14 protein-coding genes are annotated in these 16,775 nt (G+C 66.1%); 5 read left to right on the top strand and 9 right to left on the bottom strand.

The window, feature by feature from the left end; all coding sequences use genetic code 11:
* Positions 1–254: 254 nt before the first annotated feature.
* Entirely contained in the window at positions 255–698 is a 444-nt protein-coding gene (locus ACAX67_RS10320) for a hypothetical protein (protein WP_370703760.1), read from the bottom strand.
* A 68-nt stretch (positions 699–766) separates the two neighbouring features.
* Entirely contained in the window at positions 767–1,306 is a 540-nt protein-coding gene (locus ACAX67_RS10325; RefSeq protein WP_370703761.1) for a hypothetical protein, read from the bottom strand.
* Between the two features lie 204 nt (positions 1,307–1,510).
* Between ACAX67_RS10325 and ACAX67_RS10330 the strand changes: the two genes are divergently transcribed.
* Complete coding sequence (locus ACAX67_RS10330) at positions 1,511–1,723, top strand: hypothetical protein (RefSeq protein WP_370703762.1); 213 nt, start codon at positions 1,511–1,513, stop codon at positions 1,721–1,723.
* Positions 1,724–1,804: 81 nt separating this feature from the next.
* Here ACAX67_RS10330 and ACAX67_RS10335 read toward each other — a convergent pair whose 3' ends face one another.
* A complete protein-coding gene (locus tag ACAX67_RS10335) occupies positions 1,805–2,290 on the bottom strand; it encodes a hypothetical protein (RefSeq protein ID WP_370703763.1) in 486 nt (161 codons plus the stop codon).
* Between the two features lie 33 nt (positions 2,291–2,323).
* Positions 2,324–2,866: a DUF6461 domain-containing protein gene (locus ACAX67_RS10340; RefSeq protein WP_370703764.1), complete on the bottom strand. Its 543-nt coding sequence runs from the start codon at positions 2,864–2,866 to the stop codon at positions 2,324–2,326.
* A 336-nt stretch (positions 2,867–3,202) separates the two neighbouring features.
* On the opposite strand from ACAX67_RS10340, the gene ACAX67_RS10345 reads away from it, so the two are divergent.
* Positions 3,203–3,382, top strand: a complete 180-nt coding sequence (locus tag ACAX67_RS10345; RefSeq protein ID WP_370703765.1) for a helix-turn-helix domain-containing protein — start codon at positions 3,203–3,205, stop codon at positions 3,380–3,382.
* A 215-nt stretch (positions 3,383–3,597) separates the two neighbouring features.
* Here ACAX67_RS10345 and ACAX67_RS10350 read toward each other — a convergent pair whose 3' ends face one another.
* The 5 genes from ACAX67_RS10350 to ACAX67_RS10370 form a co-directional block, all read right to left on the bottom strand.
* Positions 3,598–3,753 carry a hypothetical protein gene (locus ACAX67_RS10350; RefSeq protein ID WP_370703766.1) on the bottom strand — a complete coding sequence of 52 codons (156 nt, stop codon included), beginning with the start codon at positions 3,751–3,753 and terminating at the stop codon, positions 3,598–3,600.
* Positions 3,750–4,100 (bottom strand): DUF4192 family protein, encoded by a 351-nt coding sequence (locus ACAX67_RS10355; RefSeq protein ID WP_370703767.1) that lies wholly within the window; start codon positions 4,098–4,100, stop codon positions 3,750–3,752. Before ACAX67_RS10355 ends, ACAX67_RS10350 begins: the two co-directional genes overlap by 4 nt.
* Entirely contained in the window at positions 3,997–4,794 is a 798-nt protein-coding gene (locus ACAX67_RS10360) for a DUF4192 family protein (RefSeq protein ID WP_370703768.1), read from the bottom strand. Before ACAX67_RS10360 ends, ACAX67_RS10355 begins: the two co-directional genes overlap by 104 nt.
* 23 nt (positions 4,795–4,817) lie before the next feature.
* Positions 4,818–5,198 carry a single-stranded DNA-binding protein gene (locus ACAX67_RS10365; RefSeq protein WP_370703769.1) on the bottom strand — a complete coding sequence of 127 codons (381 nt, stop codon included), beginning with the start codon at positions 5,196–5,198 and terminating at the stop codon, positions 4,818–4,820.
* Positions 5,199–6,254: 1,056 nt separating this feature from the next.
* Entirely contained in the window at positions 6,255–6,653 is a 399-nt protein-coding gene (locus ACAX67_RS10370; RefSeq protein WP_370703770.1) for a hypothetical protein, read from the bottom strand.
* 287 nt (positions 6,654–6,940) lie between these two features.
* Here ACAX67_RS10370 and mobF point away from each other — a divergent pair, with 287 nt between their 5' ends.
* The 3 genes from mobF to ACAX67_RS10385 all read left to right on the top strand — a co-directional run bounded on the left by mobF (position 6,941) and on the right by ACAX67_RS10385 (position 16,772).
* Positions 6,941–8,791, top strand: coding sequence for a MobF family relaxase (mobF, locus tag ACAX67_RS10375; RefSeq protein ID WP_370703771.1), 1,851 nt, complete (start codon positions 6,941–6,943; stop codon positions 8,789–8,791).
* A 395-nt stretch (positions 8,792–9,186) separates the two neighbouring features.
* A complete protein-coding gene (locus tag ACAX67_RS10380) occupies positions 9,187–16,374 on the top strand; it encodes an RHS repeat-associated core domain-containing protein (protein WP_370703772.1) in 7,188 nt (2,395 codons plus the stop codon).
* Entirely contained in the window at positions 16,371–16,772 is a 402-nt protein-coding gene (locus ACAX67_RS10385; protein ID WP_370703773.1) for a hypothetical protein, read from the top strand. The genes ACAX67_RS10380 and ACAX67_RS10385 overlap by 4 nt, the downstream gene beginning before the upstream one ends.
* Positions 16,773–16,775 lie beyond the last annotated feature (3 nt).

The raw sequence follows: 16,775 nt of genomic DNA on the forward strand, positions 1-16,775 counted from the left end.
CGACGACGCCCAGAACAACCCAGGAGACAAAGAGCCACGCAAGTAGAGCGATGACGGTGCCCAATGCCAACACGGCGGGCCACCGAGAGCCACGGTGCCTCGACGCTAGGTCTGACATGCCCACGAGGCTACCGGGATCGGGCCTACCGGACTCGCATCGCAATCAACGTCCGCAACTCTGCAACCGCAAGCACACGGTGCGGCAGTAGCGTGCGGCTCCGCGCGCACGCCGAGCGGCAGTAGCGTGCGGCGAGCTAAGGCGCGTAGGTCACCGTGAGCCGACCGGCGAGCTCGCGCCGAAGCCGATCCATGAGGTCGTTCGCACGTGTTTCCATCGACTCGGTGTAGGGGACCAGGCCCTCGTCAATCCGGCACATGTCCCGACCCCATCGATCTAGATCGATGATCAATCCATCGCTGACCCCGAGAGCTCTCCGTAGCCATCTCGGGTCCTCGGGCAGGAGTCCGTCGGCGTCCCAGAGCGGCACGGTGACGCCGATGTCCCACGAGAAGGTCAGCGACTCGCCCGCGATCGCGTAATCCGCCGAGTCACCGTCCTCGACCGGGATGCGCTCGGCCGACCAGTGCCTGCCGCCCGCCGGATCTCCGAAGTGCAGCGGGGCGGATTGCGGTCGGGTGCAGCCATGTATCCATTCGACCACGACTGGGGTCTCAGTAAGCCCCGACTTGTCGAGCATCGACGCATGTTGGGCGGCAGTAGCGTGCGACACCGCGCACGCCGAGTGGCAGTAGCGTGCGTTTCGCGTCAGCCTCCTACTGAGTGCCCATCAGGCCTGGGGAAGTAGACGTACCAGGTGTCGTCCTGGCGAGTCAGATGGACGAGGAAGATGGGGTTGGTGGATGCGGGGTCACTGTTATTGACGCACTGCTCACCGTCTCCCGCGGGCCTGCACAACCTGCCGAGAATCACGACGGTCGCGTCGTGACCCTTGACCTGCTCGTCGCCAGCTGACAGGTCATCAGCACGTGAGTCGTTCCGGTCAGGCGCAGCCGGGAGGGAGGCGGACGCGTCCGCGAGGTATTCGAACGCAGTAAGGCTTGCTTTGGCGACGTAGGCCCGCGCTGCTTCGTAGTCGTACTTGGCTATTTCGCTGATGAATGCGACTGCGGTGTCAGAGGCGGATGTCCGGTCGACAAGAGAGTCTTCGACCTTGTCGCCGCCGTCGTCCTCGTGCGAGCAACCCGCCAGGAGTGCGGTGAGAATCAGGAACGCGACCGAGATATTGCGCATGCCGGTGCGACGCCGCAGAACCCGCCGACGCTCCAACCCACCGCCCTGCGTCATGGCGACACTGTCCCACCGCCAAGGTTCAAGCGCACTCAGTTCGACAACCGCGCACGCGCAGCGCCAGTAGCGTGCAGCTCCGCGAGCACGCAGCGGCGGCACTTGCGAGCGTTGAGCGAACCCGCGGAATGAACCTTGACGTCGCTCTACCATCGATACGTGGCAATGAGAGCGTCGAAGACCGCCTCGCCCTTAGGTGTGCGAGTGGCGCTCTACGGCATCGGCACGCTTGGGATCTGTGCGCTAGCCGGCATCATCGGCGAAGCCTTCTTCCCAGTGGAGCTGATCGGCGACACCGGGCGGAACGACATGGCAGGGCTCGCCTCAATCATATGGAGCTTCTACGCCTTCGTGCTGTGCATACTTGCCGCCACCGCTTGGGAAGTGCGTCTGTGGATGCTGCGACGCCGCCGTTAGGCCAACCCTCGGAACTCACCTGTCATCGTGCCCGTCCGCACCCCGAGCCGCGCACGATCTGCGGCAGTAGAGGTCGTCTGTTTAGGTGGTGACTTCGCCGCCGTCGAGGATCAGGGGAACCTCGGTTTCGCCGAACACAAGACGTATGCCGATGACCTCGTTCATCTCGTCGAAGACCGGCTGCCAGGCCGTCAGCTTGGTACCCAGCACGTCAGCAAACGGAGGCTCCAACGCCGCATCGCGCAGGACCCAGCGACCGCCGTCTAACTCGTAGTCGTAGCCGCCCAGCCACGAATCGTCGCCGGGCTCAATGACTTGCAGGTCGAGGGTCCAAGCGGTCGTGCCTGAGAGCACGAGAGCGTGACCGGTGTCGAAGACCAGCCGCGCCGGACCTCTGTCCCGCCTGCCGAGATCACCCACGCTGTCCCACGACAGCCGCTCCACAGCGACGAGGCTGCGACCCAGGAGATCCTCGACCACAACGCCGATGATGCCATCACGAAACGCACGCAGTTCGGCATGACCCCGCACGCCGAGCGGCAGTAGCGTGCGGCTCCGCGCGCACACCGAGCGGCAGTAGCGTGCGCGAAGGCGTCGGCCTCAGCGGTGTCGGACCGGGTGAACGGCGAGGTTTCGCATGCTTTCGCGGGAGACGCGTACACCGGTGAACTCAGCAGCCATCGCCAACCCCACAGCCCACATATCGGTTTCGTCGTCACCTGCTCGTGCGAACAACTCAGTCAACTCGTCGGGGAGGTCGACCCCGTCTGGGTCTTCGGCGTCGTACATATCTACCGTTGCCACAAGTCGACCGTCTCTTGCGCAACTGAAGGCGTTGTCGTCGTTCACATTCCAGAACATGCTCGCAGCAGATCCGCCCGCGGAGAGCCGTGCAAGCACCTCAGGGCGCGACCCTTCGTAACCGTTGTCCTCGACTGCCACCACACCGCCGGGTACGTCCACGGCGGCGACGCTGGCCGGGTACTTGCTGCCCCCGCCGTAGGCGTCCTCGCCTTCGAGGATGATTGACGCGTCCGCACCGAACCGTTCCAAGACTTCCTCAACGGTGCTGCCTGCAACAAGGGTCACGCAGGCAGCCGGTCCCAGATCTTCAGTCCAGTAGTAATCAGCAGGGTCCAACACGGAGATCTCCCTTCGAGAAGGCTCCAAGTCTCTCGCATCTAGGTTCGCTCTATTCGACATTAGCGGGCACTCGCTCGACCAAGAGTTTCAGCCCTCTCCCCCGCACCTTCATGTCCTCCCCGACGCCGACCAACGCAACCTCGACGCACTCAGCCGAATCCAGAACCGCGGGTAAGTGCCGCGTTCGATATCGCGGAAACGTTTGACGTTTCCGCCCCGCGGACCGCCTCGGTCGAGGACGACGAGCAAGAAAGCTACGTGTACGTGATCGCACGAGCACGGCCGTCGCACATAGGTGACTGTCGAATCAGCCCTCACGTGGAGGAGAAGAGAGAGATGAACGAGAAGCTGCTGTATCGAGTGCCCGAGGTCGCTGCGTACTTGAGCATCAGTCGCTCCAAAGTCTACGAACTACTCAAGTCCGGTGAGCTGCGTTCGGTGCACATCGACCGAACGCGCCTCGTCCGACGATCAGACCTCGAGATCTACGTCGACGCCCTCACGGCAGCTTCATAGCGTCTCGCCCACGAAGCGGCACTGCCCTCTTCGGAGAGTCCGTGCCATCAGGGCAAAATAACAACCCTCCGATGCCGCCCCACACACCGTGCGCGGTTGACGACCCTTGACACTGGCTTACAACAAATGGCACTTGACCTGCGCATAGACTCATGTCCCGCATGGTTGCGTCCACAATACTTGCCATCAGTTGACGGAGTTTCTGGTCCTAGGTGCTAGTCATTCGAAACCCCCAACAGGTCGAGAGCGGGTTCGTGGATGATGTCCAAGCGCGTGTCGCGGGCGTAAGCCGCGGGTTCGGGCACGACTAGGCGTCGCAGCTGTCGCTCGGTGGCGCTGAGCTGCACCGAGGTGGCGTCGTCGTGATTCATCGCGGTCCTCCTCGGCGGCCCGGCGCTGGGCGGTCGGTGACGGGCTGCGTGCCCGGGATGTCGCGCTGGCGACCGGGTGGCTTGGGGACGAAGGTCTCGTCCAGCTCGGTGGTGATGTCGCGCATCTGGGTCTGGTTGCGCTTCCACTCGCGGGGGTGAATGCCGTTCTGCAAGGCCGAGGCGACGATGGCGGCCATGGAGTAGGACCGGCCGGCGGGCACTTGGTCGAGCGCGCACCAAGCCTTAGCGCCGTCGCCGTGCAGCCAGCTGGCGAAGCCGAGCATGGAGGCCGGCGCCGCGCGGACCTCGTCCGGACCGCGGCGGGTGAGGTCGGTCCAGATGGCCATGTGGGAGGTCGAGTTCTCCCGACTCATGTCTCTCCCAGAGCGCGTCCCGGGTGCTGATCGTCTCCAGGGCCACCAGCATCCGCGCGCCGTCGACGTCTGAGAGCCGATTTCCGTCGGCGTGGAACTGCTCCAGCCGGCCCAGGGCCCACTCCCGATCCGCATCGGGTGTGCTGGTCGCGGACGCCGCTCGGGCCGAGGGGATCAGCTGGGCGACCGGCTCGCGGTCGCCGACCATGGAGGCGGCCAGGGACTCGCGGCTGTCGGCCGGCTGGGCGGCGCCGGTCAACACGGTCGCAGCCGCGATCCGCTGAGCGGTCGACGAGGTCTGCAACCCGGTCTGGTTGGTGTTGAACTCGCGCCAGCGCTCGCCGTCGGACCACAGCCTGATGTGGGTGGTGATGCCGACGTCCCGGAGCCGGTTGGACAGGTGCTCGCTGGCCAGCTCGGCGCTGCGACGGTCCTCTGTGATGCAGACGATGGCGAGGCGGGCACCGGGCCGGGCGTGGCGGCCGTACGGGCCGCTGAGTGCATCCCAGACCTCCTCGCGATCGGCGGCGGTCAGGGGCAGGTCTACGCGTGTGATCGGCAGTCCGGGCTGGAAGGGCACCAGGACGATCGACTCCTCGGGCTTGAAGCCGAGGACGTGCGGCACCGCGGCGAGCAGTTCGTCCGGGGACTGAACGACGAGATCCATCGGAGCGAGTCTCCTCAACTGGCCTAGGCCGCGTGCGGGGCGTGGTCGATGCACGCGGACACGTACTTGAGCGGGGGGCCGACCTCGCCGAAGCGGTTGTCGACGACCACGACGTCCTTGATGCGTTTCTCGTCGGTCTCCTCGTCCGGCCAGCTCTCGGTGCACTCGAGGCCGTGGACAAAGGTCGGGTCACCGGATCCGCAGCTTTCGTGTACGCGGGTGGCCGCTGAGCCGACGATCTTGACGTTCTGGGAGGTGGGCTCGTCGTTGACCCACTCCCCCTGGTGGTCCTGGATCCGGCGGTTGACCCGGACGCGGCAGGTGACGAACGTCTTGCTCTCCCGGGTGTGGTGCAGCGCCGGTGCCTCGGCCAGGTTGTCGGCGAAGAGGACGGTAGGGGACATGGCTTCCTCCTAGGTGACTGCGAGACGTTGATCTCGCAGTCACCTAGGTGTCATCCGGGCCCGGCAGCGATCACATCGGCCGAAGTCGTTTGCACCGCTCGAGCTCGGCTGCCGGCTCGGCGGGAGATCACCCATGGCCCGAAAAGGCGCCCGATCGGCTCACGGGTACCGGATCGGGGCGCTGGGAAGCACGCGAGAGCGAGGTGCCGACACGGCTGCTGGCGTCGTCCTCGCCGGCTACCGGGCACGCCGGCGCCGCGGCGGCCGGCTGCTGAGCTGCAGCGGTGGCGGCGGCAACTCGCGGGCCAGCCGCTGGCGGGCCTCCCCGGCCCGACGATCACTACCTCCTGGGCGAACGCCGAGCGGGCAAGCATCCGGCCGAGCTCGCGACGGTCGGCTACGAGCGCGTCATCGACTGCCTCGATCGTCGATGCGGGCAGGTTGTGCGTATTGTTGAGCACTTGCGGGTCGCCCTGACCAGGGTGGGATGCTTGTCACCCGCGCTTGTCGGGCGAGCGCCGGGCGTGAAGCTCGAGCGCCTGGGCAAGCCAGCCGCCGAACGAGCCCGGTTAGTCAGCGTCGGTGTCCAGGTCAGCGACGTAGGACGATCGTCCGAGGTCTTAGCCGCCGGGTTTCCAATTGACCCCGACCGGGATCGTGTCCCGCTCGTCACCTGAACACCCCCTGGTCTCGTCCGCCCGCGTCGAGCTACGGGTCCTTACGCGCCAGGTTGCGCAGTTCCCGCGCCCGCCGTCGCGGCCCGCGCGGATCGGGCCAGCGGGCTGTCTCGCAGCCGCCGCTGCACCGACCACTCGGATTCTGCACCGCGCTCGACACCACGACGTGATCCGCTGCGAATCCGCTCACACAGCGGGTTGTGACACCAATGCCCGAGCAGCCGCGCCTCCGCGAGCGTGTCTACTCCGTCCATCACCGCGAACGCGTACGGGTGCGCGATAGTCACCCCCGTCGCTTCCCGGCACCGTGGCCGCCTCCCGGTACCGCGCGAGCACGGCCGGATCGGCATTCGCGGCAGCAACCGCAGCGGGACCGGCGTCATCCAACCGACGAACCGGCACCCGCTCGCCCACTCCCAGCGCCGGCGACCGATGCAGCGTCGCCGGTCTGCGCGCTGTCACGCTCGCGGCCATCGTCGGCCTGGGACTCACTGGCCAGTCGCCGCAGCCGCGTCGCCTCGCGCACGGTGATCGTCTCGCCGCACCACTGGACGGCCTCACCCAGCGGCATGCCCTCACGCTCGGTCAACTCCCGCAGCGCCTCGCCGGCACGCTTCTCGGTCGCAGCCATCGCCGCGTCGCGCTCACCGATCGCGACCATGACACGCTCGGCCAGGTCGATCACCCGGCGCTCCCGCTCCTCGCGTTGCTTGCGCCGCTTTTCGGCCATCTCCCGCGCCGTACGTCGCGCCTGCTGCTTGATCGTCTGCTGACTCATCCGGTCCTCACTCGCGTCGATATGGACTCTGACAGTCACCTACGGCATTTCCCGGACCCCGAGCGGTCACAGAACCGCAGAAACCTTCAGACCCGGTTCCTCGCCCCGTCCACCCCACCCGATCCGAAGCCGACGTCCCAACCGTCACCCACGCCCCTCAGATTGCGCGAATTTCCAAGTGCCACACACCTCTTGCATTCTCGGTTCGCCAAATAGAAAGAACACACCACAACTCCGGCCGGAAGTGATCGCAGCGCACGCCCGCGCGCACGTAGGTGACCGTGACGATGAGCCTTCACAAGCTGACGGCCGGGTCGGGGTACGACTACCTGACCCGCCAGGTCGCAGCTCTGGACGCCACCGACAAGGGCCACACCGGCCTGGCGAGTTACTACACCGAGAAGGGCGAGACCCCCGGCGTGTGGATCGGCTCCGGCTTGGAGGGCCTGGAGGGTCTCGACGCCGGCGACATCGTCACGGCCGACCACATGCAGAGCCTGTTCGGCTCCGGCCATCACCCGCTGGCCACCCAGCGGACCAAAGACCTGGACCTGCGCATCGGCCGCGACGGCGCCGACCAGCTGACCGAGGCCGACTACAAGACCGCCCGCCAACTCGGCACGCCCTACAAGGTCTACGAGAACGACATCAGCCCCTTCCGGATCGAGGTCGCCAAGCGCCTCGCGGCCCTCAACGAGGCCGTCGGCTTGCCCGGCGACTGGCCGGTCCCCGCAGCCGACCGGGCCAAGGCCCGCACCGAGGTCGCAGCCGAGTTCTTCCGCGCCGAGCACGACCGCGAGCCCATTGACGCGCGCGAGCTGGCCGCCACGATCGCCAAGCACTCCCGCCCCAAGACCAACGCGGTGGCCGGGTACGACCTGACCTTCTCGCCGGTCAAGAGCGTCTCGGTCCTGTGGGCGATCGCCGACCCGACAACCGCCGCGGTGATCGAGCGGGCCCACCGGGCTGCAATCAAGGACGCCCTGGATTTCATCGAGTCCAAGGCGCTGTTCACCCGCCAGGGCACCAACGGCGTTCGCCAGGCCGACGTCCGCGGCCTGGTCGCCACCGCGTTCACCCACCGCGACTCCCGGGCCGGCGACCCGGACCTGCACACCCACGTCGCCATCAGCGTCGCGCTCCACGAGCACGGCCGCGACCGCGTCAACGACGCCCTCAGATCTGGGCGCCGGATCCAGCTCGCGCAGAACCGCTCCCCCTACGCGATTGCCCCCACCGGTGTCTGGATCGACCGGATGTCGGCCTGCGAGAACACCGCCCGCAGCTACCTGACCGACCGATTCACCCGAGCCCTTTCCGGCGAGACACTGCTTCCCGTCGATGACCCCTACCGGCTCGCGCAAGCACTGGCCAACTGGGACATCCAGACCCACCGGGCGCTGGCCCGGGACCTCCAACCGTCCAACATTCTGCTCATCACCCGCACCCAAGGGTTGATCGCCGGCGCCAGCATGGTGCTCGTCGACGCGGCAGCTGCAGCCGGCGTGCTCGAGCGTTCCGAACGTCTGGTCCCTGCCATCGCCGAGGCCGGCCGGTCCTGGAGCAACCTGGCGAGCCGCTGGGCTGACCTCTCTCCCCCAGGAGCACGCCTTGAGGAACCACTGGCCCGCGCGGCCGCAGAGGTCCGGGCTGCGTATCGCCAGATCACGCACGACAAGACCACCCTGGCCAACCCCGAGGCCATTGCCGGCCGCCCCGGACTGCCCCAAGCCGTGCATGCCACCCTGCGCGCGATCGAAGCTGGATCCGAGCTCGCGCACGTCGTCGCCGAGAAGGCTGACGCACCCGGCCTCGCCGGCCCGGCCCGCGCCCTGTCGCAACGCGCCCACAACGACGTCGAGGCCCGTGTGGCCACAGCGCCGGCCGAGGGCGACGTCGTCTGGGTCTCCCCCGCCGACATCCTCGCCAAGCGCACCGTCCGCCTCCCCCCGCCTGTCGCGGAAACCCTGCACGCGGCCAGTTCTGCCGCAATCGACGCCACCAGCTCAGCTTCTGCGGTGGCAGCCGTGCACCGTCTGGACCGTGCCGACGCCGACCGACGTGAACCGGCCCAAGCGCGCCGACTGTGGCAGGAATCGTCAACGTCACCATCCAGTGCAAGCGACCACAGGAGATGAGCCGCACCGTTCCTCGCGGGATGCATGACGTACTCATCGACGTCTGGTCACCCGCACATACGACGGATTCCTGGCTCACAGAACCCTTCTAACCGATCGTGCCGCCACGCGATCTGCCAGGCGCTGGAATGCGATGGGGGCGACATCCTCACGATCACCTCGCCGTCGGCACCGACGCAGTCTTAGGCGGGTGGGGCTGGTGGACTGGTGCGCACCGGATTGCAGCCTGGTCGGCGAGATCCGGTGCGTCGTCTCGCCCACCGGCGCGCCCAGACTCCACCCAGTCGCGGCGGTCCCGTCAAGAGTGTGTTGACTACTTTCGTCATTCGGCTGCATGCAGCGGCTCGCGGCGGTAAAGGTTGGCGGCATCACTTTCTCATGGAAGGACTTCGCGGATGCGTCGTCGGCTTGCAGCGTCTTTGTCGCTGGCGGTAATCGCCGCTGGTTTGTCTGTGGCCGAGGACGTCTCTGGCGTCATGGCACCGGCGGCCTTTGCCGCGACGGATCCCACCGTTCCCGACCATGACGTTCCGGGTGCGACTGGAGTTCCAATTCAGGAGCTACCGGTCATCGACGACCCGGCCAACACAGTGGACTCCTTGTCGAATCAGTTGATCGATGTACCGGCGGACCAGGTGTCGCAGGTCGAGGCCGACCCGACGTGGACCGACGTCCCGGATCTGCCGATCGAGGTAAAGGTTCCCGAAGGAGCGGTGTCGGGGTCTTTGAACCCGACGACTCCGACGGAGGGGCCGACTGACACGCCCACCGACGAGCCGACCGACGGGCCCACCACGGAACCAAGCAATCCGGCTCGGGACCCGGCCGGACCGACGGACGTCCCCTCGACGGACAGCACAGACACTGCGGCATCCACTGACCCGGTCGTGCAGGTCTCTTGGGATCGCCCCGAGGACCTTTCTGAGGGTGATCTGCTGCTGTCGGTGACGCCGGAAGATGCCGCAGCAATGGCCCCGGGTGTGGCCGGCGCTAGCGTGCGACTGGACTACTCGAGCTTCGATGAGCTGTTCGGCGGCGGCTGGGCAGACCGGCTCGAGGTACGCGCCTACCCGGCGTGCTACGCGACTACACCAGATGCGCCCGAGTGTGCCCAGAGCGTGCCGGTCCCAGCGACAAACAACACTGCAGAGGAACTGCTGCACTTCGTCACGATCAGCGACCAGGAGCTCGCCGACTCGCTGGCCGAGCAGGCAGGGTCAACCAACGGAGACTCTGCCGACCCCGCGGGTCCCAGCGGCGCTGACGGCCCCGAGGGCTCGGGGTTCTCCGGCGGAGACTCGCTTCCGCTGAACTTCGATGCTCTCGCCACGTCGGCCGTCGCATCGGATCCGGCCGGTGGGGGAGTGGTGTATGCGGTGTCCTCCGCGCCGGGCGCGTACGGCCCGACGCCGATCTCGCCGGCAGGGGAGTGGCAGGTCGGTCCGGGGTCGGGGGAGTTCTCCTATTCCTACGGCTTCCAGGTTCCACCGAGCGTGGGCGGCGCAGCGCCGGACCTGAGCATGGTGTACTCCTCGGCCGCGGTCGACGGGCTGACCGAGGCGACTAACGGGCAGGCCTCACCGGCCGGCGTGGGCTGGACCCTGGACCCCGGTTACGTCTCCCGTTCCTACGCCAGTTGCCGTGACGATCACGGCCTGAACAGCTCCGACAATGACGACTTTTGCTGGCACACCGAGGGCGGTGCCTATGTCGATGAGTTGACGCTGTCCCTGAACGGTCAGGTCGCGCGGCTGATCCCGACCGGGGCTGGGGACCGATTCCGGTTGAAGTCGGACCCAGGCTGGCGCATCCAGCGGTTCAACGGGACAAACGGTCCTTCGAACAGCTCGGTCGACAACGCCGACAACGACGACGAGGGCTTCCGGGTCAACACCCCCGACGGAACGCAGTACTGGTTCGGCTACGCCGAGTCTACCCACTCGGTATGGACGGTGCCGGTGTTCGGCAACGACGTCGGCGAGCCCTGCCACGCCTTAACGTCCTGCTCGCAGGCGTGGCGGTGGAACCTGGACCGGGTAGTGGACCCCTCGGGCAACGTCATCAAATACAGCTACACCCCCGAGACCAACAAGTACTACCTCGGAGGCACCGTCGCCGCTCCGACCTCGTATGTCAGCGGCGGGCTGCTGGACACCGTGGAGTACGGCTTCAAGTCCACCGGAAGCACCCAGCAGCAGACACCGCACATGAAGGTTGTCTTCGACCATGGCAACCGCTGCACCCTCGAGATGCAGACCCCCCCGGTGGCTTGCACGGGCGGCAACGGCCCTACGCAGAACCCCGACGCGTGGCCCGACGTGCCGACAGACCTGATCTGCAACGCTCAGGGAGAACCCGGCTGCGCGACCGGTCCCTCGTTCTTCACCACCCAGCGCTACTCCAAGGTCACCACCAGCGTCCGGCTTCCGGACACGACTTGGGACACGGTGGATGTCTACGACCTTGGCTACAGCCTCCCGGACCCGGACGCAACTGGTGCCGGGACCAGTCCTGCGGACCTGTGGCTGAAGTCGATTACCCTCACCGGCTACACCGGCACCGGATCACAAGCCCTTCCCGCGCTGACGTTCACCGGTGTCGCGAAACCGAACCAGATCCGCGCTTCGGGGGCGGAGTTGTATGAGAAGTTCCGGATCGCGTCGGTGCGCAACGAGACGGGCGGACGACTCGACGTGACGTATGGCCACCAGACCACCAAGGCGTGCACTTGGGCGATCGTTCATCCCAACGGCGTCGACATCGCCCCGGACTCCCCCAACGCAACCACCCGGGAGTGCTTCGCTGAGTTGTCCCACGACCCGGACGCTCCCGCGAGTTCGAACGTGGTGACCAGCTGGTACCAGAAGTATGTCGTCACCCGCGTGGCTGTGGGTGATGACACCCTCGGGCTGAGGGTGGGGACTCCGACCAGCGCGGTGTCGCTGGGCAAGGTCGGCGTCTACGACTATGACTATCAGGGCTCTCCGGCGTGGCGGTTCGCCGGCTCCAAGAACGTTCCCACCGACGTGGAGTCGTGGAGCGACTGGCGCGGCTATCAAAACACGATCATCCACACCCGCGCGGCGAACAACGACGGAACCCTGGTCGGCGACGGCACCTCCGACGTCGCGCGACAGAAGATCACCCGGTTCCGGGGCATGAATCTGGCCCCTAAAACGGTCGCGCAGGTCAACAACCCCGCCTTGCCACGTGACAACGTGCATCTGGACACTGACGAGTTCGCCGACGACGGCACCGACGACGCCACCACCGCTGAGCCGCTCGATCGCAACGACTTCGAAGGCCTGACCGCCGAGACCTCCACCTTCAACGGCGACGGCACCCTCATCGAGCGGACCTACACCGATTACGACTTGATCCTCACCGTCGGCACCGACCAGACCCCAGCCACCGACGCCGCCAGGATCCGAGTGCCCAAGACCGTCAAGACCCACACAGCGGTCTATGACGAGGCTGGCGCGCGCGACGGCTCCCGCACCCACATCATCGACTACGGCTACTACCGCTACAGTTCCTCGGCGCCGGCGGGATGGCCGACGTCGTCACTGGACATCACTAACGGTGCGCTGCGGTCGGTGTGGGACCACGGCGACACCGGCGTTGCTGATGACCGCTGTGAGATGACCCGCTACCAGTCCAACTCGACTGCCTGGATCCGCGTCCCAAACGAGACCAAGGGATACACCGGCAACTGCCCCACCCTGGACACGAGCACCGTCAACATGGTCAGCCGATCCGCCGTCACCTACGACGACGGCACTTCACTGACCCGTGGCCTGCGGACCGCCACCGACACCTGGACCACCCCCAATGGCGATCCTGTCACCGGTAGCGACGTCATTCACACAACCGCCTCCTACGACACCTACGGTCGCCTCACCAAGACCGTCGGCCCCGGGGACACCGAGCATGAACTGACCACCCGCACTGCCTACAACCCCGACCCGAACGACACGGACCCCACCGACGACGACCCCGTCAGTCCCGAGGCCGTCACGTCCATGCGGGTCGCCCAGATAGCGGTACTGAACCCCGCACGGTCGAGCACCCACGAGGTCAGCGTCACGACGGTTGACCCCGGACGCGGCTTCCCGACCGAGGTGGTCGATGCCAACGGCAGCCACACCCAGATCAAGTACAACCCTCTGGGCCAAGCCACAGAGGTCTATAACCCTCGCCAGGTCGGCACCAGCAACCCATCCGTGCAATACATCTATACCAACTCCCCAGCCACGCCCTCGAAGGTCCGCACCCGCACGCTGCGCAGCGTCAACAGCTCCGGCGTCAGTACCTACGACGACTCCTACTCCTTCTACGACGGTTGGGGCCGTCAGGTCGAGACCCACCTCCCGCAACCGGAAGCACCGACCAACACCATCGTGACGGCCACCGGTTACGACGAACGCGGCCTGGCCCGCTACACGATGCCTGCTACCGACGGCGGCACCCACCTCACCGACATCTTCGACGCCGACATGTCCACCGTCGTGCGCTACACCCAAACCAGTTTCGACGGTGCCGGCCGCCCGACCCTCGCGCACGACAAATCCTTCAGCAGCGTCGTTGCTGCCAGCGGCACCCAGTACGGCGGCGACAAAACCATCACGGACCCGCCCACCGGTGGGAACACCCTCACGTCGGTCGATGTGTGGAACCGCCCGACCGCCGTGGAACTCCACGACACCACCGACGTCACCGACACCCCCGACGACGCCGCCAGCTACACCTACACCACCCGCGGCGAGCTCGACCACGCCACCAAAACCATCGATGGCGTGCCCTACCAATGGTCCTACGGCTACGACCTAGTCGGCCGTCGCATCTGGGCCCTCGACCCCGACACCGGCGTCACCACCACCACCTACGACGATGCCGGCAACCCCCGCACCGTGACCACCGGCGAGATCGGAACCAAGGAAGACGCCCTCAGCTTCCCGCCCAACGATGAGTTCCACCCCACGGTCAACCACCCCACATCGGTAATCACGACCAACTACGACGACCTTAATCGGCCCACCCGCGTAGTCGACGAGACCGACCCCAACGCCGACCCACTCCCTGTCCTCACGTCGTGGACCTACGACGACCCCACCGTCGACAACAGCGCTGGCCTGGTGACCAGCATCAGCCACGACGTCGCCGACAGCATCCGCCCACCCCTGGTCCCGCTGGAGACCGCACACACCCACACCAACCAGGTTCTCGAGTACAACACCGAGGGCCTGCCCACCTCGACGAGCGAGAGCTACGCCGGCTGGATCACCGACGAGAACCCCTCCGGCACCATCACCCGTACCACCACCACCACTTACAACGCAGCCGGGCAACCTACGCAGATCAACTACCCCGCCGTCCCGGGCCTGCCCGCGGCCAGCATCGGCTACACCTACACCATGGGCGCCCGCCTGCGCACCATGCGGCTCATCGAGTCCAGCGGCCCCCCGCTCCGGCTCGCGCAGTTCACCTACAGCAACGTCGGCAACGCCGAGACGATCACGTCCGGTGAGTACACCGACACCACCCAGACCGGGACATTGGTCACCGGTCTCACGAGGACCTACAACCTCGCAGCCGATACCGGACGTTTCGACTACATCGGAGCCACCGTGCTGACCCCACCAGACGGCGGCAAACCCAACGCCGCCAGCCTGGCGCTGTCGCTGTCCTACCAATACGACGCCGGTGGCAACCCGACCAGGATCACGGGCTACTCCGAAAGCACTCCTGACTTCGCCAGCCATCCTGGCGTGTGGTGCTACGACTACGACGGACTCAACCGCCTCACCCATGCCCGCACCGGCGCAGACATCAACTGCACCAACCCGCAGAACGCACCTGGCTCAGTAGTCGGCTACATCGACCCCACCATCCTCAACCCGGTGCCGGCCACCTACGACCTCACCTACGACCACCAAGGCGACAGGCTCACCAAGGTCATCGACAACCTCCACACCACCCTCCTCGGCTCCGATTCCCTCGAGGTCAACTACCTCGCCGAGGACGCCAACACCAACGACGATGGCCTACGGCCTCACCACACCACCAAACTGACCCACCAGACGCTCGGCGCAAATTTCAATTGGCCCAACGCCATGCCCATCCCCGGCGTCATCGTCAACGACGACAACGGCCGCATCGAGCACTGGTCACCCGACGAAGGCGCCGGCATCATCAGCGGCCTCCTCAACAACACCGCCTACGCCTACACCTACAACCATCTCGGACAACTCACACGCTCCCAAGCAGAGCGAGGCGTCAACGGCCTGCTCGGCGACGCCGAGTCCTACGCCTACAACGCCGACGGCACCCGCTTCGCCCGACGCATCTTCAGCCCCGACCTGGACGAGGTCGGCCGGGAAGCCACCACCGTCCATTTAGCCGACGGTACCGAGATCACCCGCACCACCGGCATTGGCAAGACCGAGAGTGTCCGGTCCTTCACCACCCCCGGCGGCACACCCATCGCCACCGAAACCACCACCACCGCCAGCAACGCCACCGGCGGCACCAACCACGACGCCCTATGGACCTGGCTCACCGCCGACGCCCAAGACAGCATCCGCCTCACCTACAACCACGGCACCAGCGGCACAGCCGACGGCGACATGGAGCGACCCACCTACTACCCCTACGGCGACCTAACCTCCATCAAGCCTCCTGTCACCGCCAATCAGACCGGTTACCTCAACCACACCCACGACCCGACCGGCGACCTACGCCTCGACCAACGCAACTACACCCCCAACCTCAACACCCTCACCACCCCAGACCCCATGCTCAACCCGGGCGATCCACAGTCGTTCAACCCCTACACCTACTCACGCAACAACCCCATCTCCGGATCAGACCCCAGCGGGCTCAACCGTGCCGAGAACCCCGAGGCGGCGGGAAGCCACCTTCGTTACTGCCGTCGCTTCCCGGCTCTCTGCGAAATCCACGACTCCCAGCCCCTCGGCGACCCGGGAGACTACTTTGGCAGCCTGGCTCAGAATCTCGTCGAGACTGCAGAAGACACCACCGGCATCGGCCTGACCCTTAAGATCGCCGACCTGGTCAACCCGTCCATCACGACGCCTAGCGAGAGGAGCGCCGAGCTCCTCGAAGAGCATGGCGTCGACTTCGACACTGAGTACGCAGACAATGCCCAATTGCATGTTTTCCTCGCCACTCTTGCGGTGCCTGGCGGCTTCGGCACCAAAGCCTCAAGAATGTTCGAAGGAGCCGTCCCCAAACTCGCCCGCATCCTAAAATGGGCACAGAGGTCATCGACCGAAGCGACCGCCGCAGAAACCGTTCCTGAGGCAGCTCAGGTCCTAAAGGGCCCCATCGCGGACGCAATCCCGAAGAACCTTCCCCAACAGATGGCGCTCGACGCCGCTAAGCAAGGCGCTGGTCGGGAGATCATGGACAATCTCGCCGATACACCCAGGCTCGTTGCCAACTACGGCGAGGGCACTTGGGTCAAGATACAGTACGTCCTTCGCGGGAACTATTCGAACGTCACGGTCCACTACTTCCGAAACCTCGACACCGGCCTCGACGTGGAGTTCAAGGTCAAATGATCGTTCGCTGCATCGCCAATACCGGCGCGTCTCTGCCCGCCGCCAACATCGACACGCGCCGTGGCTACGACCGCGCGACCGAGTTCCCCCTCACCATCGGAGACTCCTACGCGGTCTTCGCCTTCACAATCTTCCTCGGCACGGGGTGGTATTACGTCATCGACGACGACCGCCTCGACTGGCCCACCTGGATGCCTGCGAGCCTGTTCGATGTTGTCGACGGGTCGATTCCGGCGGGTTGGAAGCTCGGCTACGTCAGGCTCTCGGCCGATGACCAACGACCGATCGTGTCCTTCCCGGAGTGGGCCGATGATCCAGCCTTCTACGAACGACTTGTGGATCAAGATCCCGTTGCTGTCCAAGTCTTCGACCGCAGGCGCCGCGAGATCGAGGCGTAGTTG

The organism is Nocardioides candidus, assembly GCF_041321175.1.
In the GTDB taxonomy this organism is placed as follows: Bacteria; Actinomycetota; Actinomycetes; order Propionibacteriales; family Nocardioidaceae; genus Nocardioides.

What these genes read in the sequence shown, in the direction of transcription:
- ACAX67_RS10320 (WP_370703760.1), bottom strand. Translation starts at nt 698, where the DNA reads ATGCTCGACAAGTCGGGGCTTACTGAGACCCCAGTCGTGGTCGAATGG.
- ACAX67_RS10325 (WP_370703761.1), bottom strand. Translation starts at nt 1,306, where the DNA reads ATGACGCAGGGCGGTGGGTTGGAGCGTCGGCGGGTTCTGCGGCGTCGC.
- ACAX67_RS10345 (WP_370703765.1), top strand. Translation starts at nt 3,203, where the DNA reads ATGAACGAGAAGCTGCTGTATCGAGTGCCCGAGGTCGCTGCGTACTTG.
- ACAX67_RS10350 (WP_370703766.1), bottom strand. Translation starts at nt 3,753, where the DNA reads ATGAATCACGACGACGCCACCTCGGTGCAGCTCAGCGCCACCGAGCGA.
- ACAX67_RS10355 (WP_370703767.1), bottom strand. Translation starts at nt 4,100, where the DNA reads ATGGCCATCTGGACCGACCTCACCCGCCGCGGTCCGGACGAGGTCCGC.
- ACAX67_RS10360 (WP_370703768.1), bottom strand. Translation starts at nt 4,794, where the DNA reads ATGGATCTCGTCGTTCAGTCCCCGGACGAACTGCTCGCCGCGGTGCCG.
- ACAX67_RS10365 (WP_370703769.1), bottom strand. Translation starts at nt 5,198, where the DNA reads ATGTCCCCTACCGTCCTCTTCGCCGACAACCTGGCCGAGGCACCGGCG.
- ACAX67_RS10370 (WP_370703770.1), bottom strand. Translation starts at nt 6,653, where the DNA reads ATGAGTCAGCAGACGATCAAGCAGCAGGCGCGACGTACGGCGCGGGAG.
- mobF (WP_370703771.1), top strand. Translation starts at nt 6,941, where the DNA reads ATGAGCCTTCACAAGCTGACGGCCGGGTCGGGGTACGACTACCTGACC.
- ACAX67_RS10380 (WP_370703772.1), top strand. Translation starts at nt 9,187, where the DNA reads ATGCGTCGTCGGCTTGCAGCGTCTTTGTCGCTGGCGGTAATCGCCGCT.
- ACAX67_RS10385 (WP_370703773.1), top strand. Translation starts at nt 16,371, where the DNA reads ATGATCGTTCGCTGCATCGCCAATACCGGCGCGTCTCTGCCCGCCGCC.